19 protein-coding genes are annotated in these 23,171 nt (G+C 73.3%); 14 read left to right on the top strand and 5 right to left on the bottom strand.

Translation table 11 applies throughout. The annotated features are described in order from the left end of the window. Position 1 precedes the first annotated feature (1 nt). Positions 2 to 1,126, bottom strand: coding sequence for a glycine cleavage system aminomethyltransferase GcvT (gcvT, locus tag ACIA6B_RS05455; RefSeq protein WP_396771274.1), 1,125 nt, complete (start codon positions 1,124 to 1,126; stop codon positions 2 to 4). Between the two features lie 164 nt (positions 1,127 to 1,290). Between gcvT and ACIA6B_RS05450 the strand changes: the two genes are divergently transcribed. After that, the gene (locus tag ACIA6B_RS05450; RefSeq protein ID WP_396771272.1) at positions 1,291 to 2,859 is read left to right on the top strand and encodes a leucyl aminopeptidase; all 1,569 of its coding nucleotides are present in this window, start codon (positions 1,291 to 1,293) and stop codon (positions 2,857 to 2,859) included. Positions 2,860 to 2,933: 74 nt separating this feature from the next. On the opposite strand, the gene ACIA6B_RS05445 is transcribed toward ACIA6B_RS05450, so the two are convergent. Next, entirely contained in the window at positions 2,934 to 3,263 is a 330-nt protein-coding gene (locus tag ACIA6B_RS05445) for a hypothetical protein (RefSeq protein WP_107161658.1), read from the bottom strand. Positions 3,264 to 3,440: 177 nt separating this feature from the next. On the opposite strand from ACIA6B_RS05445, the gene lpdA reads away from it, so the two are divergent. The 7 genes from lpdA (at position 3,441) to ACIA6B_RS05410 (ending at position 12,278) form a co-directional block, all read left to right on the top strand. Beyond that, entirely contained in the window at positions 3,441 to 4,832 is a 1,392-nt protein-coding gene (lpdA, locus tag ACIA6B_RS05440; protein ID WP_396771270.1) for a dihydrolipoyl dehydrogenase, read from the top strand. A 66-nt stretch (positions 4,833 to 4,898) separates the two neighbouring features. Continuing rightward, positions 4,899 to 6,767, top strand: coding sequence for a 2-oxoglutarate dehydrogenase, E2 component, dihydrolipoamide succinyltransferase (sucB, locus tag ACIA6B_RS05435; RefSeq protein ID WP_396771268.1), 1,869 nt, complete (start codon positions 4,899 to 4,901; stop codon positions 6,765 to 6,767). A 92-nt stretch (positions 6,768 to 6,859) separates the two neighbouring features. Further along, complete coding sequence (locus tag ACIA6B_RS05430; protein WP_396771266.1) at positions 6,860 to 8,197, top strand: low temperature requirement protein A; 1,338 nt, start codon at positions 6,860 to 6,862, stop codon at positions 8,195 to 8,197. Between the two features lie 72 nt (positions 8,198 to 8,269). Further along, positions 8,270 to 9,148 (top strand): oxidoreductase, encoded by an 879-nt coding sequence (locus ACIA6B_RS05425; protein WP_396771264.1) that lies wholly within the window; start codon positions 8,270 to 8,272, stop codon positions 9,146 to 9,148. A 121-nt stretch (positions 9,149 to 9,269) separates the two neighbouring features. After that, positions 9,270 to 10,223 carry an LLM class flavin-dependent oxidoreductase gene (locus ACIA6B_RS05420; protein ID WP_396771262.1) on the top strand — a complete coding sequence of 318 codons (954 nt, stop codon included), beginning with the start codon at positions 9,270 to 9,272 and terminating at the stop codon, positions 10,221 to 10,223. A 4-nt stretch (positions 10,224 to 10,227) separates the two neighbouring features. After that, entirely contained in the window at positions 10,228 to 11,238 is a 1,011-nt protein-coding gene (locus ACIA6B_RS05415) for an aldo/keto reductase (RefSeq protein ID WP_396771260.1), read from the top strand. Positions 11,239 to 11,378: 140 nt separating this feature from the next. After that, positions 11,379 to 12,278 (top strand): TIGR01777 family oxidoreductase, encoded by a 900-nt coding sequence (locus ACIA6B_RS05410; RefSeq protein ID WP_396771258.1) that lies wholly within the window; start codon positions 11,379 to 11,381, stop codon positions 12,276 to 12,278. 29 nt (positions 12,279 to 12,307) lie between these two features. Here the strand turns inward: ACIA6B_RS05410 and ACIA6B_RS05405 are convergent, their stop codons facing one another. Further along, positions 12,308 to 13,558 carry an alpha/beta hydrolase family esterase gene (locus ACIA6B_RS05405; protein WP_396771256.1) on the bottom strand — a complete coding sequence of 417 codons (1,251 nt, stop codon included), beginning with the start codon at positions 13,556 to 13,558 and terminating at the stop codon, positions 12,308 to 12,310. A 146-nt stretch (positions 13,559 to 13,704) separates the two neighbouring features. On the opposite strand from ACIA6B_RS05405, the gene ACIA6B_RS05400 reads away from it, so the two are divergent. From ACIA6B_RS05400 to ACIA6B_RS05390, 3 genes are all read left to right on the top strand, one after another. Continuing rightward, positions 13,705 to 15,516, top strand: a complete 1,812-nt coding sequence (locus tag ACIA6B_RS05400; RefSeq protein ID WP_396771254.1) for a DUF2079 domain-containing protein — start codon at positions 13,705 to 13,707, stop codon at positions 15,514 to 15,516. A 52-nt stretch (positions 15,517 to 15,568) separates the two neighbouring features. Further along, positions 15,569 to 16,210, top strand: coding sequence for a lipoyl(octanoyl) transferase LipB (gene lipB / locus ACIA6B_RS05395; protein ID WP_396771252.1), 642 nt, complete (start codon positions 15,569 to 15,571; stop codon positions 16,208 to 16,210). Between the two features lie 187 nt (positions 16,211 to 16,397). After that, entirely contained in the window at positions 16,398 to 17,003 is a 606-nt protein-coding gene (locus ACIA6B_RS05390; protein WP_396771250.1) for a lytic polysaccharide monooxygenase, read from the top strand. 59 nt (positions 17,004 to 17,062) lie between these two features. Here ACIA6B_RS05390 and aspS read toward each other — a convergent pair whose 3' ends face one another. Continuing rightward, the gene (aspS, locus tag ACIA6B_RS05385; RefSeq protein ID WP_396771248.1) at positions 17,063 to 18,349 is read right to left on the bottom strand and encodes an aspartate--tRNA(Asn) ligase; all 1,287 of its coding nucleotides are present in this window, start codon (positions 18,347 to 18,349) and stop codon (positions 17,063 to 17,065) included. A 468-nt stretch (positions 18,350 to 18,817) separates the two neighbouring features. On the opposite strand from aspS, the gene lipA reads away from it, so the two are divergent. The 3 genes from lipA (at position 18,818) to ACIA6B_RS05370 (ending at position 22,433) form a co-directional block, all read left to right on the top strand. Beyond that, positions 18,818 to 19,807, top strand: coding sequence for a lipoyl synthase (gene lipA, locus ACIA6B_RS05380; protein WP_396771246.1), 990 nt, complete (start codon positions 18,818 to 18,820; stop codon positions 19,805 to 19,807). A 59-nt stretch (positions 19,808 to 19,866) separates the two neighbouring features. Further along, positions 19,867 to 21,654 carry a DUF423 domain-containing protein gene (locus ACIA6B_RS05375; protein WP_396771244.1) on the top strand — a complete coding sequence of 596 codons (1,788 nt, stop codon included), beginning with the start codon at positions 19,867 to 19,869 and terminating at the stop codon, positions 21,652 to 21,654. 89 nt (positions 21,655 to 21,743) lie between these two features. Further along, positions 21,744 to 22,433 (top strand): DUF4191 domain-containing protein, encoded by a 690-nt coding sequence (locus ACIA6B_RS05370; protein WP_107161604.1) that lies wholly within the window; start codon positions 21,744 to 21,746, stop codon positions 22,431 to 22,433. Between the two features lie 64 nt (positions 22,434 to 22,497). Here the strand turns inward: ACIA6B_RS05370 and ACIA6B_RS05365 are convergent, their stop codons facing one another. After that, on the bottom strand, positions 22,498 to 22,899 hold the full coding sequence (locus ACIA6B_RS05365; protein WP_396771242.1) for an RDD family protein: 402 nt from the start codon (positions 22,897 to 22,899) through the stop codon (positions 22,498 to 22,500). Positions 22,900 to 23,171: the final 272 nt, after the last annotated feature.

The following is a 23,171-nucleotide window of genomic DNA, read 5'->3' as shown; positions in this document are numbered from 1 at the left end:
GTCAGCGCACCGATGGTTGGACGAAGGGCGGCCTGGTCAGGCGCATCCGGGCCCGCCGGCCACGGATGTCCACCGTCAGCTCCTCGCCGTCGGGCAGCTTCGGGTCGGTGTCGACGAGCGCGAGCGCGATGCCGTGCTTGAGCGTCGGACTGAACGTGCCGCTGGTGACGGTGCCGACCCGGCGGTCCCCGGCGTAGACGGCCATGCCGGGGCGCGGGATGGCCCGGTCGACCGCGGCGAGTCCGCGCAGCGTACGGGCCGGCCCGGCGGCCTTCTCGGCGCGCAGCACGTCCCGGCCCCAGAAGGCCGGCTTGTCCCAGCCCACCGCCCAGCCGGAGCGGCCCTGCACCGGAGTGATCTCCAGGGACAGGTCCTGCCCGTGCAGCGGGTACCCCATCTCGGTGCGCAGCGTGTCCCGGGCGGCCAGCCCGCACGCCCGCACGTCCTCGCCCGCGGCGAACAGCGCGTCCCAGACGGCGACCGCGTGCTCGGCGGGCACGACCAGCTCGTAGCCCAGTTCACCGGTGTAGCCGGTACGGCAGACGGTCAGCTCGACGCCGGCCGACGTGGCGGTGGAGAAGCTCATGTAGTCGTGGGCGGTGGGCAGCCCGAGCGCGTCGAGCAGCGCCGCCGAGCCCGGTCCCTGGACCGCGAGCACCGCGTACGCCTCGTGCTCGTCGGTGACGCTCACGTCGGCCGGCGCGGCGGCGCTCAGCCGGCGGGCCACCTCGGCGGTGTTCGCCGCGTTGGGCACCAGGAAGACGTGGTCGTCGGCGTGCAGGTAGGCGATGATGTCGTCCACCACGCCGCCGGTGGCGTCGTCGCAGCAGAGCGTGTACTGCGCCTGGCCGGGCGCGATCCGGCCGAGGTCGTTGCTGAGGCAGGCGTTGACGAAGTCGGCCGCGCCGGGCCCGGTGACCCGGGCCTTGCCCAGGTGCGAGACGTCGAAGACGCCCACAGCGGTCCGTACGGCGGTGTGTTCCCGGAGCACGCCGCCGCCGGCGTACTCGAGCGGCATCTGCCAGCCGCCGAAGGGGGCGAACTTCGCGCCGAGCGCGGTGTGTCGCTCGTGCAGCGGGGAACGGCGCAGCCGGGTCTCGGCAGCGTCGGAGGTCACCTCGGTCATGGTGGCAACTTACCGGCCGGGCCCCCTGTGGTTAGCATCGGCGGGATCCCGTCGACACGCATCGGCGGGACAGCCACGCCTCCGGCGGGTAGGTTGCCGCCGGAGAGACCTTCATCGCCGGTACGCGACGACGCGGCCGGCCCGGCCCGCCCGGAGTAGCTTTCGTGACATCGCCCCGCACCACCCTCAGCCTGGTCGACACCGACCCCGCCGAACTTCCCGTCGACGCGATCGTGATCGGCGTGCACAGCCAGCCGAACGGACCGGGCGACGGCGCACCCGCCGGCGCCCTGTTGCTGGCCAGCGGCGCGGAGAGCATCGCCGCCGCGTTCGACGGAAAGCTGACCGAGACGCTGGCCCTGCTCGGCGCCACCGGTGGCCCCGGCGAGGTGATCAAGCTGGCCACGCTCGGCACGGTGACCGCCCCGGTGGTCGCCGCCGTCGGGCTGGGCCCGGAGCCCGCCGGCGCCGCGCCCGCCCCCGAGTCCCTGCGCCGGGCCGCCGGCGCGGCGGTCCGGGCGCTGGCCGGCGCGGCCCGCGTCGCCCTCGCCCTGCCGCTGCCGGACGACGCCGACGCGCCGGCCGCGCTGCGCGCGGTCGCCGAGGGCGCGCTGCTCGGCGGCTACCGGTTCGCCGGCTACAAGACGAAGCCGCAGCCGGCCCGGCGCGAGCCGGTGTCCGAGTTGCTGGTCGCGGTGCCGGACGCGTCCGACGCGACCGCCCAGGCCGAGGTCGAGCGCGCGCAGACGGTGGCCGGCGCGGTGCGGACCAGCCGGGACTGGGTCAACACCGCCCCGAACGAGCTGCGCCCGCCGGCGTTCGCCGACGCCGTGGCGACCGCCGCCCGGGAGGCCGGGCTGGAGGTCGAGGTGCTCGACGAGGCGGCGCTGGCGGCCGGCGGGTACGGCGGCATCCTCGCCGTCGGCCAGGGCTCCGAGGCGCCGCCGCGGCTGGTGAAGCTCACCTGGACGCCGCCCGGCGGCGGCAACGGCAAGCGGGTCGCGCTGGTCGGCAAGGGCATCACGTTCGACACCGGCGGCATCTCGATCAAGCCGGCGCAGGGCATGTGGGAGATGAAGTCGGACATGGCCGGCGCGGCGGCGGTCGGCGCGGCCATGCTGGCGGTGGCGGCGCTCAAGCCGAACGTGACGGTCACCGGGTACCTGCCGATGGCGGAGAACATGCCGTCGGGCGCCAGCTACCGGCCGGGCGACGTGATCAGCATGTTCAACGGCAAGAAGGTGGAGGTGCTCAACACCGACGCCGAGGGCCGGATGGTCCTGGCCGACGCGATGGCCCGGGCCTGCTCCGACGGCGCCGACTACCTGTTCGAGACCTCGACGCTGACCGGTGGCCAGGTGATCGCGCTGGGCAAGCGGATCGCCGGTGTGATGGGCAGCCCGGAGCTGTGCGAGCGGGTCCGGGTGGCCGGTGACGCGACCGGCGAGCCGGCCTGGCCGATGCCGCTGCCGGACGACGTGCGCAAGGGCATGGAGTCCGACGTCGCGGACATCTCCCAGGTCAACGCCGGGATGGACCGCGCCGGTCACATGCTCCAGGGCGGGGTGTTCCTGCGGGAGTTCGTCACCGACGACGTGGCCTGGGCGCACATCGACATCGCCGGTCCCAGCTACCACTCGGGCGAGGCCACCGGCTACTGGGCCAAGGGCGGCACCGGCGTGCCGGTCCGCACCCTGCTCCACCTGGTCGACGACGTGGCCGCCAACGGCTGAGGTGTAAGGAGGGGCCCCCGGTTGACGCATTCCGCTAACCGGGGGCCCCTTTTGACACCTGCGGCCCGGGGCGCTCAGAACAGCTCGGGACGGCGCTTGCGGCGCTCGTTGTAGTCACGCATGCGCTGGGGGTAGCCCATCAGTCGCACGTCGTAGATCGGGATGGCGGTCCGGTGCGCCCAACGCCGGGCGTCCTCCGGGCTGCCGACCCGCCGCCGGGTCCACTCGCCGTCGTCGGCGATCAGCATGACGGTGGTCTCGGTGACAGTCGTGCGTGGCTCCAGGAACGCCTCGACGCCCCGTCGGGTGCGGACGAAGTTCTCGAGATGGTCCAGATCGGCGCGCTCGGCGGCACGGTCACGGCTCACCGCGGCCACCCGCTTGCGTCGTCGGAACAGCGCCACCGGACCCACTCCTCCCCCGGACGTCATCGAAGACGATGCCAAGGGTACGTGCCGCCGACGTGTCGTTGGGCACCTCGGTACGCGCTCGGGCCGGGGTGGTGACAAGATGACCGAGGTGGGGTGTACCTGTTACTCCGCCGTAACCCCCGATGCAGCGACGCGACCTGGGAGTTGGATGTGAGCGAGCCGAACGACACGACCTTCGACATCGTCATCCTCGGAGGTGGTAGCGGCGGCTACGCGGCGGCGCTGCGTGCCGCCCAGCTGGATCTCTCCGTCGCGCTCATCGAGAAGGGCAAGCTCGGCGGCACCTGCCTGCACAACGGCTGCATCCCCACCAAGGCGCTGCTGCACGCCGCCGAGATCGCCGACCAGACCCGCGAGTCCGAGCAGTTCGGCGTGAAGGCCGAGCTGGTCGGCATCGACATGGCGGCGGTCAACTCGTACAAGGACGGCGTGATCTCCCGCCTCTACAAGGGCCTCCAGGGCCTGGTGGGCAGCGCCAAGAAGATCACCTTCGTGGCCGGCGCCGGCAAGCTGGTCGGCAAGAACGTGGTCGAGGTGGACGGCAAGCGCTACACCGGCCGCAACGTGATCCTGGCCTCCGGCTCGTACGCGAAGAGCCTGCCCGGCCTGGAGGTCGACGGCGAGCGGATCATCACCAGCGACCACGCGCTCACCCTGGACCGCGTCCCGTCGTCGGCGATCGTGCTCGGCGGCGGCGTGATCGGCGTCGAGTTCGCCAGCGTCTGGAAGTCCTTCGGCGTGGACGTGACAATCGTCGAGGCGCTGCCCCGGCTGGTCGCCGCCGAGGACGAGGAGTCGTCGAAGGCGCTGGAGCGCGCGTTCCGCAAGCGGAAGATCAACTTCAAGGTCGGCAAGCCGTTCGAAAAGGTCGAGAAGACCGACAACGGCGTCAAGCTGACCATTCAGGGCGGCGACACGGTCGAGGCCGAGCTGCTGCTGGTCGCCGTCGGCCGCGGCCCGACCACCGCCAACCTCGGCTACGAGGAGCAGGGCGTCAAGATGGACCGCGGCTACGTGCTGACCGACGAGCGGCTGCGCACCAGCGTGCCGAACGTCTACGCGGTCGGCGACATCGTGCCCGGCCTCCAGCTCGCGCACCGCGGTTTCCAGCAGGGCATCTTCGTCGCCGAGGAGATCGCCGGGAAGACCCCCGCCGTGATCGACGAGGCCGGCATCCCGCGCGTCACCTACTGCGACCCGGAACTGGCGTCGGTCGGCCTGACCGAGGCGAAGGCCAAGGAGCAGTACGGCGCCGACAAGGTCAAGACCTACAACTACAACCTGGGCGGCAACGGCAAGAGCCAGATCCTCAAGACCGCCGGCCACGTGAAGCTGGTCCGGGTGGACGACGGCCCGGTGGTCGGCGTGCACATGGTCGGCGCCCGGGTCGGCGAGCTGATCGGCGAGGCGCAGCTCATCTACAACTGGGAGGCCTACCCGGCCGAGGTGGCGCAGCTGGTGCACGCCCACCCGACCCAGAACGAGGCCCTGGGCGAGGCGCACCTGGCCCTGGCCGGCAAGCCGCTGCACGCGCACGCCTGACACGACAACCGCGGCGTCCGGCGACGGGCGATGATCCCACCAGGGGAATGAAGGAGTCTGGAGAACATGCCGGTATCGGTCACCATGCCCCGGCTCGGCGAGAGCGTCACCGAGGGCACCGTCACGCGCTGGCTCAAGCAGGAGGGTGACACCGTCGAGGTCGACGAGCCCCTGCTCGAGGTGTCGACCGACAAGGTCGACACCGAGATCCCGTCCCCCGCGGCGGGCGTGCTGAGCCGGATCGTCGTCGGCGAGGACGAGACCGCCGAGGTCGGCAGCGAGCTGGCGGTCATCGCCGGCGAGGGCGAGGACGCGGGCAGCGCCTCGACGGAGGAGGTCGAGCCGGCCACCGAGCCGACCGCCGCCGCCGAGGGCACCGAGCCGGAGCCGGAGCAGGCCGCGCAGGCCGCCGCGGAGCCCGGGGCCGAGGCCGAGCAGCCGGCCGTCGAGGAGCCGGCCCAGCCCGCCGCGTCGTCCGGCGAGGGCACCCCGGTGACCATGCCGGCCCTGGGCGAGAGCGTCACCGAGGGTACGGTGACGCGCTGGCTCAAGCAGGTCGGCGAGACCGTCGAGGTGGACGAGCCGTTGCTGGAGGTCTCCACCGACAAGGTGGACACCGAGATCCCGTCGCCGGTCGCCGGCACCGTGCTGGAGATCAAGGTCGCCGAGGACGAGACCGCCGAGGTCGGCGGCGTGCTCGCGATCGTCGGGGCGGCCGGCGCCGCACCGGCCGAGGCGAAGCCCGAGCCCAAGCCCGAGCCCAAGGCGGAGGCGAAGCCCGAGCCGAAGCCGGAGCCCAAGGCCGAGCCGAAGCCCGAGCCGAAGGTCGAGGAGCCCACCCCGGGCATGTCCTACAACGAGCCGTCCGCCGAGGCGGAGCAGGCCGCCGAGCCGGCCAAGGCGGAGCAGGCCGCCCAGCCGGCCGCGCCGACCGCCACGCCGCAGCGCCCGACCGCCCCGGCCCAGGGCGGCGGCGAGGAGGCCGCCGGCTACGTGACGCCGCTGGTCCGCAAGCTCGCCGCCGAGCACGGCGTCGACCTGGGCTCGGTCAACGGCACCGGCGTGGGTGGCCGGATCCGCAAGCAGGACGTGCTGGAGGCGGCCGAGAAGGCGAAGGCCGCCAAGGCTCAGCCGGCTGAGCCGGCCGCCACCGAGCAGCAGCCGGCCGCGAAGGCACCGGCCCAGCCGGCCGCCAAGCCGCAGCCGAGCGCCAAGCGGGGCACCACGGAGAAGCTGCCGCGGATCCGGGCGACCATCGCCAAGCGGATGCAGCAGTCGCTGCACGAGACGGCGCAGCTGACCACGGTCGTCGAGGTCGACGTCACCAAGGTCGCCAAGCTGCGGGCCCGGGCCAAGGAGTCGTTCCAGGCCCGGCACGGCGTGAAGCTGTCCTTCCTGCCGTTCTTCGCGCTCGCCGCCATCGAGGCGCTCCAGACCTACCCGATCATCCAGGCCAGCATGGACCTGGACGGCGGCACCATCACCTACCCGGCCGCCGAGCACCTCGGCATCGCCGTGGACACCGAGCGCGGGCTGCTCGTGCCGGTCATCCACAACGCCGGTGACCTCAACATGGGCGGCATCGCCAAGCGGATCGCCGACCTGGCCGAGCGCACCCGGTCCAACAAGATCACTCCGGACGAGATGGCCGGGGCGACCTTCACGTTGACCAACACCGGCAGCCGGGGCGCGCTCTTCGACACCCCGATCGTGCCGTCGCCGCAGTCGGCGATGCTCGGCACGGGTGCCGTGGTGAAGCGCCCGGTCGTGGTCAACGACCCGGAGCTGGGCGAGGTCATCGCGGTCCGGTCGATGGTCTACCTGGCCATGTCGTACGACCACCGGCTGATCGACGGCGCGGACGCCGCCCGCTTCCTGACCGCGGTCAAGGAGCGGCTGGAGGCCGGCAACTTCGAGGCCGAACTGGGTCTCTGACGCCCGAGGCGACAGGGGGTACGCGGCACCGGCCGCGTACCCCCTTCGTTGTTTCCGCCCCGGCGCGGATCGCACGCTGACAGACTCGGCCGGTGGGCGGGTACGGGTGGCGGGGGCGCCTCGGGCCGGCGGTGCCGGTGGCCCCGGGCGCCCGGGTGGACCGGTTCGAGATCTTCTTCGACCTGGTCTTCGTCTTCTCGTTCTTCATCATCACCCGGGCCACCGCGCTCCAGGTGACCGGCGGCGCGCTGCTGCACGCGCTGCTGGTGCTCGCCGTGCTGTGGTGGTCGTGGGTGGTGCACAGCGTGGTCGCCACCCGGGTCCGGCTCGGCGAGGGCTTCGTCCCGGTGCTCATGACGGTCGGCATGGCGGCGCTGTTCACGTTCGCGTTGTCGCTGCCGAACGCGTTCCGCGACCCGCGCGGCAACGCGGCCGGTCCGATCGCCGCGGCGGTCAGCTACACCGTGCTGCGCCTGGTGCACCTCCTGCTCTACCTGCACGTGGTGCGGGACAGCCCGGCCGAGCGCCGGCAGTTGATCCGGTTCGCCCCGGAGGTGGTGGGCAGCACGCTGTTGCTGCTGGTCGCCGCGCTGGTGCCGCCGAAGATCGACGGCCTGTTCACCGCGTCGGTGGTCCGGGACGGGGTGTGGGCCACGGTGGTGCTGCTCCAGTACGGCAGCGGCATGCTGGCCGGCACCTGGGGCTGGGGCGTCGTCTCGGCCGAGCACTGGGCCGAGCGGTACGACCTCATCCTGATCATCGCGCTGGGCGAGTCGGTCATCTCGGTCGGCGTGGGCAGCAACCTGCTCGGGCAGCCACCCACCTGGCCGGCCGTGGCGGCGGCGGTGCTCGGCATCTTCTTCACCGCGGCGCTCTGGTGGGCGCACTACGACATGGTCGGGCCGGCCGCCCGGATCGCCCTGCACGCCGCCCGGGACGGGCCCCGGGTGGCGATGGCCCGGGACGCGTACGCGTACCTGTTCCTGCCGATGATCGCCGGCATCATCCTGTTCGCGCTCGGCGCCGAGATGATCGTGCACGACATCGCCGACCCGCAGGTGCCGCTGGCCCGGTCCGCGCACTTTCCGGCCGTACCGCTGCTCTTCGGCGGCGTGGCCTGCTACCTCTGCGGCAACATGCTGTTCCAGGCGCGGACGCTGCGCACGCTGAGCTGGACCCGGGTCGCGGCGGTGCTGCTGCTCGGCGCGACGGTCCCGGTCGCGCAGCGGACGCCGGGCCTGGTCGCGATGGCGCTGCTGACCGTCATCACGGTGGGCATGGTGGCGACCGAGGTGATCGTCTTCGACGAGGGCCGGCGGGCGCTGCGGAAGCTCGTCTTCGAGGAGCGGACCAGCCACGAGGCGCACGAGGCGGCCTGGCGGGCCCGCTGGCACGAGCAGCCGGACGAGGGTGAGCCGCCCGGCGGTTGAACCGTCTCCGGACGGCCTGCGTGTCACCGCTCGGCCCCACCATGGGCCACGACACGAGGAACGGGGACCCGCATGACCATCGACACCGTCCACGCCGACGCCACCGGCACCTGGCGGCTCGGCGACCTGACCGTCAACCGGATCGGTCTCGGCGCGATGCGGCTGACCGCGAACGCCGACGGCAGCCCGAGCGACCGGGACCGGGCCGTCGCCGTGCTGCGCCGCGCGGTCGAGCTGGGCGTCAACCACATCGACACGGCCGCGTTCTACTTCTCGCCGTTGCGCTCGGCCAACGAGCTGATCAACCGGGCGCTGTCGCCGTACCCGGAGGATCTGGTCATCGTGACCAAGGTCGGGCCGGGCAGGGAGCCGTCCGGCGAGTGGCTGCCGGCGGCCCGGCCGGAGCAACTGCGCGGGCAGGTCGAGGAGAACCTGCGCCAACTCGGCCGGGACCACCTGGACGTGGTGAACCTGCGGGTGCACGGGCCGGAGCCGCTGGCCGAGCACTTCGGCGCGCTCACCGAGCTGGTCGACGCCGGGCTGATCCGGCACCTCGGCGTCTCGGCGGTACGCCGGCACCAGGTCGCCGAGGCGCGCACCATCGCCCCGGTGGTCTGCGTGCAGAACTCGTACGGCCTCGGCTACCGCCGGGTCCACGACGAGCTGATCCGGGACTGTGCCGCGCACGGCACCGCGTTCGTGCCGTTCTTCTCGCTCGCCACCAGCGGGCGGGAGGCCGGGGCCACCGGCGAGGAGCACCCGGAGGTGCTCGCGGTGGCCCGCGAGCACGGCGTCACCGCCGCCCAGGTCCGGGTGGCCTGGACGCTGGCCCGGGGCCCGAACGTGCTCGCCATCCCGGGCACCGGCGACCCGACGCACCTGACGCAGAACGTCGCGGCCGGCGCGCTCCGCCTCTCCGCCGCCGACCTGGCGCGGCTCGACGCGGTCTGACGTGTGTAAGAAGGGCCCCTTCTCCACCGGATGCGTCAAGCAGGGGCCCCTCCTTGCAACACCGTTCGGCCGTTGGCAGAAGGGTGCGGCGAAAAGCGGAGCGGGTCCGGAGACTGGGGCGATGGCGATCTTCTCCGTACAGGCCCGGCCCACGGACGGGGCGAGCTGGGTCGAGCTGGCCCGCACCGTCGAGGCCGCCGGCTTCGACGCGCTGCTGGCCGCCGACCATCCGGGTTTCGGCCCGGCCCCGTTCGTGGCGCTGGCCGCCGCCGCGGCGGTGACCGGCACGCTGGGCCTCGGCTCGTACGTGTCGAACGCCGGGGTCCGGGAGCCGCTGCTGCTCGCGGCCGATGTGGCCACCCTGGACGTGGTGTCCGGCGGTCGGGCGCGGCTCGGCCTGGGCGCCGGGCACACGCCGGGTGAGTGGCGGGCGGTCGGGCGCGAGCGCCCCGACGTCGCCGGGCGGGTCCGCCGCTGCCTGGCGGTCGCCGGGGCGGTCCGGGGGCTGCTGGCCGGCGAGGAGGTCACCGTCGACACGCCGGAGCTGGCCGCATACGCCGCCCGCCTCGACGATCCACGGCCGGTCCAGGACCGGATCCCGCTCACCCTCGGCACGGCCAACTCCACGCTGCTGCGGTGGGCCGGCGCGCACGCCGACGTGGTCGGCCTGACCGGCTTCGGACGCACGCTGGCGGACGGGCACGCGCACGAGGTGCGGTGGCGGGCCGACCAGCTCGACGCGCAGCTCGCCCACGTGGCGGCCGGCACCGCCGGGCGGGACACACCGCCGGTCCTGGAGGCGCTGGTCCAGCACGTCGCGATCACCGACGACGCCGAGGCGGTCGCCGCCGAGACGGCCGCCGAGACCGGCCTCACCCCGGCGGAGGTGCTGGCCACCCCGTTCGTGCTGATCGGGACCGCCGACGAGATCGTGGCGGCGGTGGCCGGGCACCGGCGCCGCTGGGGCGTCACCCGCTTCGTGGTACGCGCCGGCGCCGTCGACGCGCTCGCGCCGCTCCTGCCCCGGCTGGCCGAAAACGGGTCGACTTCGAGCGCACTCGAGACAGGACACTGATTTCATGACGACGACACGACGATTGGGCCGCAGCGGCATCGAGGTCAGCGCGATCGGCATGGGCTGCTGGGCGATCGGCGGCCCGTTCTGGGCGGGCAGCCAGCCCCTGGGCTGGGGCGAGGTGGACGACGACGAGTCGATCCGCACGATCCACCGGGCGCTGGAGCTGGGCGCGACCCTCTTCGACACCTCCAGCAACTACGGGGCCGGGCACAGCGAGCGGGTGCTCGGCCGGGCGCTCGCCGGCCGCCGGGACCGTGCGGTGATCGCCACCAAGTTCGGTTATCCCACGGACGAGGCGACCCGACAGGCCACCGGCGAGGACGGCAGCCCGGGGTACGCGCAGCGCAGCCTGGAGGGCTCGCTGCGCCGGCTCGGCACCGACCACGTCGACCTCTACCAGCTGCACCTGGGCGGCCTGCCGGTGCCGCAGGCGCTGGATCTGGTCGAGACGCTGGAGGACCTGGTCGGCGAGGGGAAGATCCGGGCGTACGGCTGGAGCACCGACGACCCCGCCTCGGCGCGGGCGTTCGCCGAGGCCGGCCCGCACTGCGCGGCGATCCAGCACGACCAGTCGGTGCTGCGGGACAACGCCGAGATGCTCGCGGTCTGCGCGGAGTTCGACCTGGCCAGCCTGAACCGTGGCCCGCTGGCGATGGGACTGCTCACCGCCAAGTACCAGGACGCGCCGACCGCCCGTGGCGGGGACGACGTGCGCGGGGTGGCGCCCGAGTGGCTGGACTGGTTCAGCGACGGCGTCCCGCGTGCCGAGTGGGCCGACCGGGTGGCCCGGGTCCGGGAGGCGCTCACCGCCGACGGTCGTACCCTCGCCCAGGGCGCGCTGGGCTGGCTGCTCGCCCGCAGCCCGCGAACGCTGCCGATCCCCGGCTGCCGGACCGTCGGCCAGGCCGGGGAGAACCTCGGCGCGCTGGCGCACGGGCCGCTGCCGGAGGCCGCGTTCGCCGAGGTGGAGCGCCTCCTCGCCGACCTGCGCAGCACCCCGGCGACCGCGTGAGCGCGGCCGGGTGACGGGTGCGCCCGGCACCCGTGCCGGGCGTGTCGCGCCGCGCCATCTACCGCCAGCGCGGCAGGCGTGACGCGTGAGTGATTTCGCTCCACGCATCCGGATCGCGTCGCGTACCCGAAGATGTGAGTATGCGGATCCTCATGGCCGGCGTGTCCGGCTTCCTCGGCACCCGACTGGTCGACCGGCTCACCGCCGACGGGCACCAGGTCACCCGCCTGGTCCGCCGCCCGCCGCGGGCCGCTGAGGAGCGGCAGTGGAATCCGTCCGCCGCGCAGCTCGACCCGCAACTGGTCGCGGACGCCGACGCGGTGGTGAACCTGGCCGGCGCGGGGGTGGGTGACAAGCGCTGGAACGACGACTACAAGAAGCTGATCCGGACCAGCCGGGTGGACAGCACCTCCACGCTCGCCATCACGATCGCCGGCCTGCCCGCCGCGGACCGGCCGGCGGCGCTGCTGAACTCCTCCGCGGTCGGCTGGTACGGCAACACCGGGGACCGCACGGTGGAGGAGGACGCGCCGGCCGGCGAGGGGTTCCTCGCCGACGTCTGCCGCGTCTGGGAGGCGGCGACCCGGCCGGCCGAGGACGCCGGCGTACGCGTGGTGCGGTTGCGGACCGGGCTGCCGCTGCACCGTGACGGCGGCCTGCTCAAGCCGCAGCTCCTGCCGTTCCGGCTGGGTCTCGGCGGCAAGCTGGGCAACGGCCGGCAGTGGGTGCCGTGGATCTCGATGCCGGACTGGCTGGACGCGACCGCGTTCCTGCTGGCCCGCGACGACGTGGCCGGCCCGGTGAACGTGGTCGGTCCGGCGCCGGTCACCAACGCCGAGTTCACCCGGGAACTGGCCCGTCAGTTGCACCGGCCGGCGATCATGCCGATCCCGGCGCTGGCGTTGCAGGTGGTGCTCGGCGGGTTCGCGCACGAGGCGCTCACCAGCACCCGGGTGCTGCCGGGCGTGCTCGGCAAGGCGGGCTTCACCTGGACCCACCCGGACCTGCCGGGCGCGCTGCGCGCCGCCCTCGCCGGGTGAGCCGGCGGGGACGGCGCGGCGCGGGCGGGTCAGCAGCCGATGACCCAGTAGCCGGGCCCGGTCTGCTTCAGCGCGGTGGTGTAGAACGTGTTGTAGAGGCCCATCCGCTGGCCGCTGCCGAGCGCGTAGGCGTACCCGCCTGACTGGTAGGCCCGGCCGGCGGTGACGTGCGCGTAGTTGCTGGCGGTGACGCAGACCGGCGCGGTGGTCGGCGTCGGCGAGGGCGAAGCGGTCGGGGTGGGCGACGCGGTCGGGGTGGGCGAGGCGGTCGCGGTCGCCGTCGGGGTCGGGCTCGGCGTGCCGCCGCCGCCCAGGCCGAAGAAGAGCGCGTCACGGTACGTCGAGCAGATGGTGTCCAGGAAGTACGCCCCGGCGGTCCCGCACTGGTCCGCCGCCGAGCCCGGGTCGACCGGGGTGCCGTGGCCCATGCCGGAGACCCGGTAGACGCGGACCTGGTCGCTGCCGTAGACCTCCAGGCTGGTGCCGCCCGGCAGGGACGAGGTGCTGGTCGGGGTCGCCGACACGCCGAGCACGTTGGTCCACTGGTCCCGCGACTCGGTCGCGTTGGCCACGTTGACCGTGTAGTCGCTGGTGCCGTGCCAGACGGCCACCCGGGGCCGCTTGCCGGCGTAGCCCGGGTACGCGTTGCGGACCAGGTCGCCCCACTGCGCCGGGGTCTTGTCCACGCCCGGGTTCATGCAGCTGTACGCGCTCGTGGTGCTGGTGGCGCAGCGGTACGGAAGGCCGGCGATGATCGAGCCGGCGGCGAACACGTCCGGGTAGGTGGCGAGCATGACGGCGCTCATCGCGGCGCCGGCGGAGAGCCCGCTGACGTAGACGCGGCCGGCGTCGGTGCCGTAGGTGGTCCTCGCGTAGTCGACCATCTGCTTGACCGACAGCGCCTCGCCCTGGCCGCGGGCGGTGTCGCCGGTCTCGAACCAGTTGAAGCAGGAGTTGGCGTTGTTGCCGGCCGGCTGCTGCGGCACGATCAGCGCGAACTTCCACTGGTCGGCGTACTTCTGCCAGCCGGAGTTGGTGAAGTAGGTCGAGGCGTTCTGGGTGCAGCCGTGCAGCAGCACCACGGCCGGCGCGTTGCCGGGCAGGCCGTCCGGCCGGTAGGCGTACATGGCCAGGTTGCCGGGGTTGGAGCCGAAGCCGGTGACCTGGGTCAGCGAGGCGGCCTGCGCGGGCAGCGCGGCGGTCAGGACGCCGGCCGCGGCCAGCACGATCCCGGCCGCCGCCCCGGCGAGACGGGTGATGAGGGATGAGGAGCGGGACACGGGGACCTCCCGATCATGGAATGTGAACTGGGTCACTCTCCGAGTTGCCGGAACGTTACGTCCGTGTTTCATCGACGGGAATGGCTGTGGGTCACACATTCACCGTCCGGGCGGTGTGCCCGGGTCCGGTTGGTAACGTCCGCTGCGTGCCGTCCTCCCCGGTCGCCGACCCGCCACCCGCCACCGCCGCCCGCGACCGGCGCGCCGACCTGCTGGTGACACTCGCCGCCGTCGCGCTGGCGCTCTGGGTGACGAGCGGCATGTGGCGGGACCCGAACACCCGCACGATCACCGTCAACTCCAGCGACCAGGCGCTGTTCGAGTGGCTGCTGGCGTTCGGCGGGCACGCGCTGACCCACGGCCAGAATCCGCTCTTCACCCACCTGATCAACGTCCCGGACGGGGTGAACCTCGCGGTCAACACCTCGATCACCGTGTACGCGGCGGTCTTCGCTCCGCTGACGTACCTCATCGGGCCGCCCGCGACGTTCCTGGTGATCCTCACGCTCAACCTGGCCGCCACGGCGGTGGCCTGGTACTGGCTGCTCAGCCGGCACCTGGTCGGCAGCCGGACGGCCGCCGGGGCGGGGGCGTTGTTCATCGCCTACTGCCCGGCGATGGTGTCGCACGCCAACGCGCACCTGAACTGGACCGCCGGCTGGCTGGTGCCGTTGCTGATCTGGGGCGTGTTCCGGCTGCGCCGGCCCGGCCGCGCGGTCACCGGCGGGATCGTGCTCGGCCTGCTGGTGGCCGTCGCGTTCTCGATCGCCGCCGAGGGGCTGTTCTTCACCGCGCTCGCGCTCGCCGTGTTCCTGCTGGTCTGGGCGCTGCACCCGGCCCGGCGCGCGGAGGCCCGGGCCGCGCTGCCCCGGATGGCGGCCGGGCTGGGGGTGACCGCGCTGGTGGCCGGCGTGCTGCTGGCGTACCCGCTCTGGCTGCACTTCGCCGGGCCACAGCGCTTCCACGGCACCGGCTTCGACCCGCTGATCCACTCCGAGGACATCGCCGCGTACCTGTCGTACCCGCGCCGGTCGCTCGCCGGCTGGGCCGGGTTCGGCACGTCGCTGGCGCCCAACCCGACCGAGGAGAACTCGTTCTTCGGCGTACCGCTGCTGCTGCTCGCGGTCGCCTGCTTCGCCCTGCTCTGGCGGCGCGCCGACCGGGCGTTCCGGGCCACGCTGCTCGCGCTCGGCGTGACCGCGGTGGTCTTCGCGGTGCTCTCCTGGGGGCCGACGGCGAAGTGGAACGGCCGGCGCACCGACCAACTGCTGCCGTTCGGCGTGCTGGACAACCTGCCGGTGGTCAACGCGGCGCTGCCGTCGCGGCTGGCGCTCGTCGTCGCGCCGGTGATCGGGCTGCTGCTGGCGTACGCGATCGACACGCTGCGGGCTCGGCCGCCCCGGCGGCGGGTGACCGGCGCGGCCTGGGTCGTCGGGTTCGTCGCCGCGCTGCTGCCGCTGCTGCCCACCCCGCTGCTGACAAGCGTCCGCGAGCCGGTCCCGGCGTTCGTCACCACCGGGGCCTGGCAGCGCTACGTCCCGCCCGACGGGGTGCTCACGCCGCTGCCGCTGACCGTCGACGTCTATCCGGACGGGCAGCGCTGGCAGGCGTACGCGCTGGCCCACCGGCAGGGCGAGTTCCGCATCCCGGCCGGCTTCTTCCTCGGCCCGGGCGGCCCGGACGGCCGGGGCCGGATCGGCCCGGTGCCGCGCACCTTCGACACGCTGATGGACCAGGCCGGGCGGACCGGGCTGGTGCCGATCATCACCGAGGGCAGCATCGAGGAGTCCCGGGCCGACCTGCGGTACTGGGGGGTGCGGGTGGTGGTGCTGGCCGACCGGGTGCACGGCGCCAAGTACGACGTCGACGAGGAGGCGCTGCGGCGCACCGCCACCGCGCTGCTCGGCCCGCCGGAACGGGTCGAGGACGTCTGGCTGTGGCGGGTGACCGGCGCGTGACGCGACGAGCGTCACGGGTGGGCGGCCCGGCCGACGGGACTAGGCTGGACGGGTGAGCGTGACGACTTCCGGACTGACCGCCATCCTCGCCGGCCGGCTCGACTACCAGGCCGCCTGGGACGAGCAGCGCCGGCTGCACGAGGCCGTGGTGGCCGGTGAGCGGGGCGACACGGTGCTGCTGCTGGAGCACCCGAGCGTCTACACCGCCGGCAAGCGCACCGAGCCGTGGGACCGCCCGATGGACGGCACCCCGGTGGTGGACGTGGACCGCGGCGGCAAGATCACCTGGCACGGTCCGGGGCAGCTCGTCGGCTATCCGATCGTCCGTCTGCCCGACCCGGTCGACGTGGTGGCGTACGTCCGGCGCACCGAGCAGCTCCTGATCGACGTCTGCGCCGAGGTCGGGCTGACCGCCGGCCGGGTCGAGGGGCGCAGCGGCGTGTGGGTGCCGGCTGACGACCGGGGCCCGGCCCGCAAGGTGGCCGCCATCGGCATCCGGGTGGCCCGGGGCGTGACGCTGCACGGCTTCTCCATCAACTGCGACTGCGATCTGGGCTTCTTCGACCGGATCGTGCCCTGCGGCATCCGCGACGCCGGGGTCACCTCGCTCACCGCCGAGCTGGGCCGACCGGTCACGGTCGCCGACGTGCTGCCGGTGGTGGAGCGGCACCTCCCCACGCTGACCCGGGTCTGACCGCTGTCACCTGCGCAGACTCCGTCAATGTGGACAAAGATATAGATGACCATTGATATCTAGAGTCATAAATGCGACGCTGGGCATGGAAGCGCTCCCACTCCCATCCTATGCGCCGAAGGAGGACGTAACCGTGCGTTCCCACCACCAATCCGGACGACCGCGATCAACCGTCCGCGCGCTCGTCATGGCGCTCGCCCTGATCGCCGGCGTCCTGGCCGTGCCCGGGGCCGCCCAGGCCCACGGCACGATCGTCAGCCCGGCCACCCGCGCCTACAAGTGCTGGCAGACCTGGGGCAGCCAGCACACCAACCCGGCCATGCAGCAGCAGGATCCCATGTGCTGGCAGGCGTTCCAGGCCAACGCCGACACCATGTGGAACTGGATGAGCGCGCTGCGCGACGGCCTCGGCGGGCAGTTCCAGGCCCGCACGCCCGACGGGCAGCTGTGCAGCAACGCACTGTCCCGCAACGACAGCCTGAACCGGCCCGGGGCGTGGAAGACCACGAACATCGGCCGCAACTTCACCGTGCAGCTCTACGACCAGGCCAGCCACGGCGCCGACTACTTCAAGGTCTACGTCAGCAAGCAGGGATTCAACCCGACCACCCAGACGCTCGGTTGGGGCAACCTCGACTACATCACGCAGACCGGCCGGTACGCGCCGGCGCAGAACATCAGCTTCAACGTCTCCACCTCCGGCTACACCGGACACCACATCCTGTTCGTCATCTGGCAGGCATCCCACCTCGACCAGGCGTACATGTGGTGCAGTGACGTCAACTTCACCTGATCGACGTACCGCACGTCGCTCCGGCCCAGGACCCCGTGTTCCTGGGCCGGAGCCGTGCCTCACGGGGTGAGACGGTGCCTGTCGCGCGGGAAGGCGGTCACCTCCCGGACGTTCGCCGCACCGCTGAGCCGGGCGACGAACCGCTCCAGGCCGATCGCGAACCCGCCGTGCGGCGGCATGCCGTGCCGGAACGCGTCCAGATAACCGGCGTACGGCTCGACCGGCTCGCCGCGCGCCGCCAGCGCGGCCCGGTAGTCGGCGTACCGGTGCAGCCGCTGCCCGCCGGTGACCAGCTCGATCCCCCGGAACAGCAGGTCGAAGCCGTTCGAGTACGCCGGCCGGGCCGGGGCCGGGTGGGTGTAGAAGGGGCGCTTCGCCATCGGGTAGCCGGTGACGAACAGGAAGTCGCTGCCGTGCTCGGCCCGGGCCCACTCCCCCAGCGCCCGCTCGTGCGCGGGGGCCAGGTCCGGCTCGTCGGCCGGCGCCCCGGCGATCGTCAGCGCGTCGGTGAAGTGCACCGCGGGGATCTCGGCGGGCACCTGCGGCACCGTCACACCGAGCGTGTCGAGCGCGCCGCCGGCCCGGTCCGCGACGTGCGCCAGCATCCCGGCGAGGGTGTCCCGCAGCACGGCCATCACGTCCCGGTGGTCGGTCACGAAGCCCAGCTCCACGTCGAGCGAGGTGTACTGGGCCAGGTGGCGCACCGTGTCGTGCGGCTCGGCGCGGAACACCGGCCCCACCTCGTACACCCGCTCGAAGACGCCCACCATGAGCTGCTTGTAGAACTGCGGCGACTGGGCCAGGTAGGCGGGCCGGCCGAACCAGTCCAGGGTGAAGACGTTCGCGCCGCTCTCGGTGGCCGAGCCGACCACCTTGGGCGTGTGCACCTCGACGAAACGCCGCCGGTCGAGCGTGGCCCGGAAACCGGCCACCGCCGCCGCCGAGATCCGCAGCGCGGCGGACCGGGTCGGATGGCGCAACGCGGTCGGCGCGTGGTCGAGCTGGGTGGGCAGGCTCGCGGTCAGCACCGGCCGGTACAGGTCGAACGGGGGCGGCGCGGCGGGCGGGCCGAGCGGACGTACCGTCGGCTCGACGACCTCGACCCCGGCGGGCGCGGCGGGGTTCGCGACCACCGTGCCGACCACCTCGACGACGGTCTCCTCGCCGAGCGCCTCGACCTGCGCGCGGACGGCGGGCGCGGCGACCACCACCTGGGCGAGCCCGGTCGCGTCGCGGACGATCAGAAAGGCCACCGACCTGAGCAGCCGGCGGCGGTGGACCCAGCCGGCGAGCCGGACGGTCGCGCCGACCTGGGCGGGGAGTTCGGTGGACAGGATGCGTTGCACGGCGGTTACCTCCTCGATCAATCGCAACGCGATCCCCGGGAGGTGTGGGCGAGCGGGAGCCTCGCGGTGCCACCACACCTTCGCCCCCGCCGAAGCGGGAGCCTCGTTCGTCGCCTTTTCACCGGGGCCAGCCGGGCGGGGTCTACTGGGCGCGGGTGTTGACAAGGGGCCCCGCCTCTACCGGAGGCGTTAAGCGGGGGCCTTCCTTACCCAGCCGTTCTTCCCGCAGCTCGGGAGGGTCTTCGCGGGGCCGGCGCCAGACCGCCTCGCAGCAAGGTGGCGGCTCTCTGGGCTGGCGAGTCGGCCCGCTACTCGGCTCCGTCGCAGCTCTGCCGGCACGCTAGCACCGCGACCGTCCGGTGTGACGAGGATTTTTTCGGTAGCCGTGTCCGGCGTCACAATGTTTCCGGCGTGACGGCCGTCGCCTGACGTTCATCGACCGTCGCCGACCAGCGTAGGCTCGGTTTTGTGACGATCGAGCATTCTGCGCCGACGACCCGGCAGCCCGCGTCCACCGCGACGGTCGCGCCCGAGGGGCGCCGCATGCTGCGGATCGAGGCGCGCAACGCCGAGACGCCGATCGAGCGCAAACCGCCGTGGATCAAGGTCAAGGCCAAGATGGGCCCGGAGTACACCGAGCTGCGCGGGCTCGTCTCGCGCGAGGGGCTGCACACGGTGTGCCAGGAGGCCGGCTGCCCCAACATCTACGAGTGCTGGGAGGACCGGGAAGCCACCTTCCTCATCGGTGGCGACCAGTGCACCCGGCGCTGCGACTTCTGCCAGATCGACACCGGCAAGCCGGCCGAGTTCGATGCCGACGAGCCGCGCCGGGTCGCCGAGTCGGTCGCCGCGATGGGTCTGCGCTACGCGACCATCACCGGCGTGGCCCGCGACGACCTGCCCGACGGCGGCGCCTGGCTCTACGCCGAGACGGTCCGGCAGATCCACGCCCTGCGGTCCGGCTGCGGCGTCGAACTGCTGATCCCCGACTTCAACGCGGTGCCCGAGCAGCTCGCCGAGGTCTTCGGCGCGCGCCCCGAGGTGCTCGCGCACAACGTGGAGACCGTGCCGCGCATCTTCAAGCGGATCCGTCCGGCGTTCCGCTACGAGCGCTCGCTCGACGTGATCCGGCAGGCCCGGGCCGACGGTCTGGTCACCAAGAGCAACCTGATCCTCGGCATGGGCGAGGAGCGCGCCGAGGTGTCCCAGGCGCTGCGCGACCTGCACGAGGCCGGCTGCGAGCTGATCACGATCACGCAGTACCTGCGCCCCACGCCCCGGCACCACCCGGTCACCCGCTGGGTCAAGCCGGAGGAGTTCGTCGAGCTGCGCGAGGAGGCCGAGGAGATCGGCTTCGCCGGCGTGATGAGCGGCCCGCTGGTCCGCTCGTCGTACCGGGCCGGCCGCCTCTACCAGCAGGCGCTCGCCGCCCGCGAGGGGATCGCCGTCGCCGGCTGAGGCCGGCCGTCGACCGCGTCACCCACCGCCGGCCACCCGCCGGATGCCATGATCGCAGGATGACCGCCGGGGTACGCCAGGAGCCACGCGAGGCCGACCCGGCGCGTACGCCCCGGCGGCTCCGACCGCCGACGCTGCTCGCCCTGCTGGTCGGCGGCGTCGGCGTCGGCTACCGGTTGGCGCTGCTGCTCGCCGACGCGCCGCCCACCAACAGCGACGAGGCGACCATGGGGCTGGCCGCCCTGCACATCGCGCGGGGCGACGCGTTCCCGGTCTGGTTCTACGGCCAGGCGTACATGGGCACGCTGGAGGCGTACCTGGCCGCGCCGCTGGTCGCGGTCGCCGGGCCGTCCGTGCTGGTGCTGCGGCTGCCCACGCTGGCGCTGTACGCGCTGTTCCTGCTGCTGTCCTGGCGGCTGACCCGCCGGCTCGGCGGCGACCGCTGGTACGCCCTGCTGGTCGTCGCCGTGCTCGCGCTCGGCGCGGACCGGGTGGTGAAGAACCAGCTCATCGCCGGCGGTGGCTACCCGGAGCTGAATCCGGCCGGGGCGGCGCTGGCGCTGCTCACGGTCGGGCTGTGCGTCGGCGGGCCGGGCGCGCGACTGCCCCGCTGGGCGGCCTGGGGGCTGGTCGCCGGGGTGCTGCTCTGGGTCGACCCGCTGATCCTGCCGTACGTGGCGACGCTCGGCGCGCTGCTGCTGGCCTGGCGACGGCGGGAACTGGCCGGCCGTGCCGGGGCGGCGCTCGTCGGCGCGCTGCTGCTGGGCGCCGCGCCGATGGTGCTGGACAGCCTGCGCCACGGTCGCAACCCGCTCGGCGCGGTGCTGCGGGCCAGCGGCTCGGACGAGGCGGCGGGCTGGGCCGAGCGACTGCACGGCGGGCTGGTCCTCGGCCCGTCGCTGGCGATGGGCTTCTGCTCCCCCGGTCACTGCGCGCCGTGGCAGCTCTGGTGGGCGGTGGTCTTCCTCCTCCTGCTGCCGCTCGCCGCGCTGGCCGCGTGGCGCACCCTGCGCGGCGCGGTTGCGCGCACAGGTCTTGGCCAGGTTCCGTGCACGGCGAACGCCACCTGTCCAAGATCCGGTAACGATCCCGTCGAACCGGCGGATCGGCGGGTGTCGGCTGGCGTGCGGTTGGCGCTGCTCGCCGGCGCGGCGACGGTGCTGGCGGCGTACACGGCGAGCAACGCGGCCGGGCGGACGCCGATCGAGAGCAGCCGCTACCTGTCCTGTCTGGCGGTCGCCGTTCCCGCCCTACTCTGGCCGCTGTGGCAGACCGCCCGCCCACTCGCCCGGCAGCTCGGCGGGCTGCTGGCCGGGCCGCTCGGCAGGCGACGCCAGTCCGGCGAGGTGGCGGTGTCGGGGCGGCCGGGATACCGCCACCTCCCCGACCTGGAGTCGATCAAGACCGCGGCGGCGACGGCCACTGTCGGCGGGGCCGCGGCGGTCGCGGTGCTGGCCGGGGTGCTCGGTACCGGGGCGAGCGCCACGGTGGACGTGATCCGGGCGGCGCCCGCCGTGCACGCCGAGGCCGACCGGCACCGGGCGCTCGTCGACATGCTCGGCGCGCTCGGGGTCCGGCACGTGTGGGGCGGCTACTGGACCTGCAACCGGATCGCGTTCGCCACCGGCGAGGACGTGGTCTGCGCCGTGGTCGACGACCGGCTGCGTCCCGGCTTCGACCGGTTGCCGGCGTACCGGCGGGCCGTCGCCGCGGACCCGGACGCGGGCTGGGTGGCCCCGGACGCCTCGCCGCTTGCCGCGCTGCTCGACCGGCGGCTCGGCACCGCACCGGGCACGCTCGACGTGGTCACCGTCGACGGCTGGCGGATCTACCTGCCCCGGCGCTGACCGGGCCGCACGGTCGCGAGATGACCGGTCCACACGGAACGGGTGGCCACGGATCAACCGGCCGAGCGCCGACCACTAGACTCTGCGACATGGCAAAGCCCCAGGAGAAGGTCTCGTTCGGCCAGCGGCTGAAGCAGATCGGGATGGTGTTCAAGTTCACCGCCAAGCAGGACAAGTGGTTCGCGCCGCTGACCGCGGCGGCGGTGCTGATCCCGCTCGCGCTCACCGTGGTCGCGGTGCTCGCCTGGGGCTGGCTCTTCCTGCCCATCGGCATCCTGCTCACCCTGCTCGCCGTGCTGATCGTGCTGAACCTGCGCTCCAACAAGGCGATGATGAACGCCGCCGAGGGGCAGCCCGGCGCGGCAGCGCAGATCATGGAGAGCATGCGCGGCGACTGGCGGGTCACCCCGGCGGTCAGCTCCACCACGCAGATGGACATGGTCCACCTGGTGGTGGGCCGCCCCGGCGTGATCCTGCTGGCCGAGGGGAACGCGCAACGCGTCCGGGGCCTGCTCGGGCAGGAGAAGCGCCGGCTGGCCAAGGTGATCGGCTCGGCCCCGCTGCACGACTACGTGATCGGTCAGGGCGAGGGCGAGCTGCCGGTCCGCAAGCTCCGGATGACGCTGATGCGGCTGCCCCGGTCCCTCTCGCCGAAGGACGTCAACGCGCTCGACAAGCGGCTCAAGGCGCTGACCGCCCGGCCGCAGATGCCCAAGGGCGCGATCCCGAAGAACATGCGGCCGGCGCGCGGCGCGTTCCGGCAGACCCGGGGGCGCTGACTCCCGGCGTACGCGGCGAAAGGAGCCGACCCCGCGCGGGGTCGGCTCCTTTCTCGTCTGCGGGTCAGCGGCGCGGCGCGTCGGTGACGACCGCGCCGGTGAGCCGGTCGTGCAGGCCACGACGGTGCTGGTCCATGATCAGGGCCGGCACGACGAGGGCCAGCAGCAGGCCCCGCAGCAGCGCGCGGACCAGCCCGATCCGGCCCCCGTCGGCCCAGGCGACGCAGCGCAGCCGGGTCAGATACATGCCGGGGGTCTGGGCGAAGAGGCCGAGGAAGAAGCCGTACTCCAGGATCAGCACCAGGACCGGCGGCCACCCGTCGCGGACCGGGTCGGCGAAGGACCGGGCGACCATCAGACAGAGCACCCAGTCGATGATCAGCGCGCCGAACCGGCGGCCGAGGCTCGGGGGCGTGAAGGCGGGATCGGTGGCGGGTGGCACCGGTGCGGCGGCGGTATCGGTCACGCGGCCAGGGTAGCGCCGTCTCGACGCCCACCGAAAAATCCGACAAGGCGCTCAAGGGCGGACAGACCGCACGGGCGATGACGCTCCGCTAGCGACGTAACACGGCGGAAACAGAGGAGACACGGCCGGGCAACCGCCCGGCCATAGCGTCGCCAACAGTCAGCCACCGGAGTGGACCTGCCAGGAGGACGTGTGTTCGCCAATTCCGAGGAACTCCTGCGATACCTCAGCAACGAGGACGTGAAGTTCGTCGACGTACGTTTCTGTGACCT

Source organism: Micromonospora sp. NPDC051141, assembly GCF_044455765.1.
Taxonomy (GTDB): domain Bacteria; phylum Actinomycetota; class Actinomycetes; order Mycobacteriales; family Micromonosporaceae; genus Micromonospora.
The sequence above is the reverse complement of the archived record's forward strand: the minus strand, read 5'-3'. Positions and strand labels throughout refer to the sequence as shown.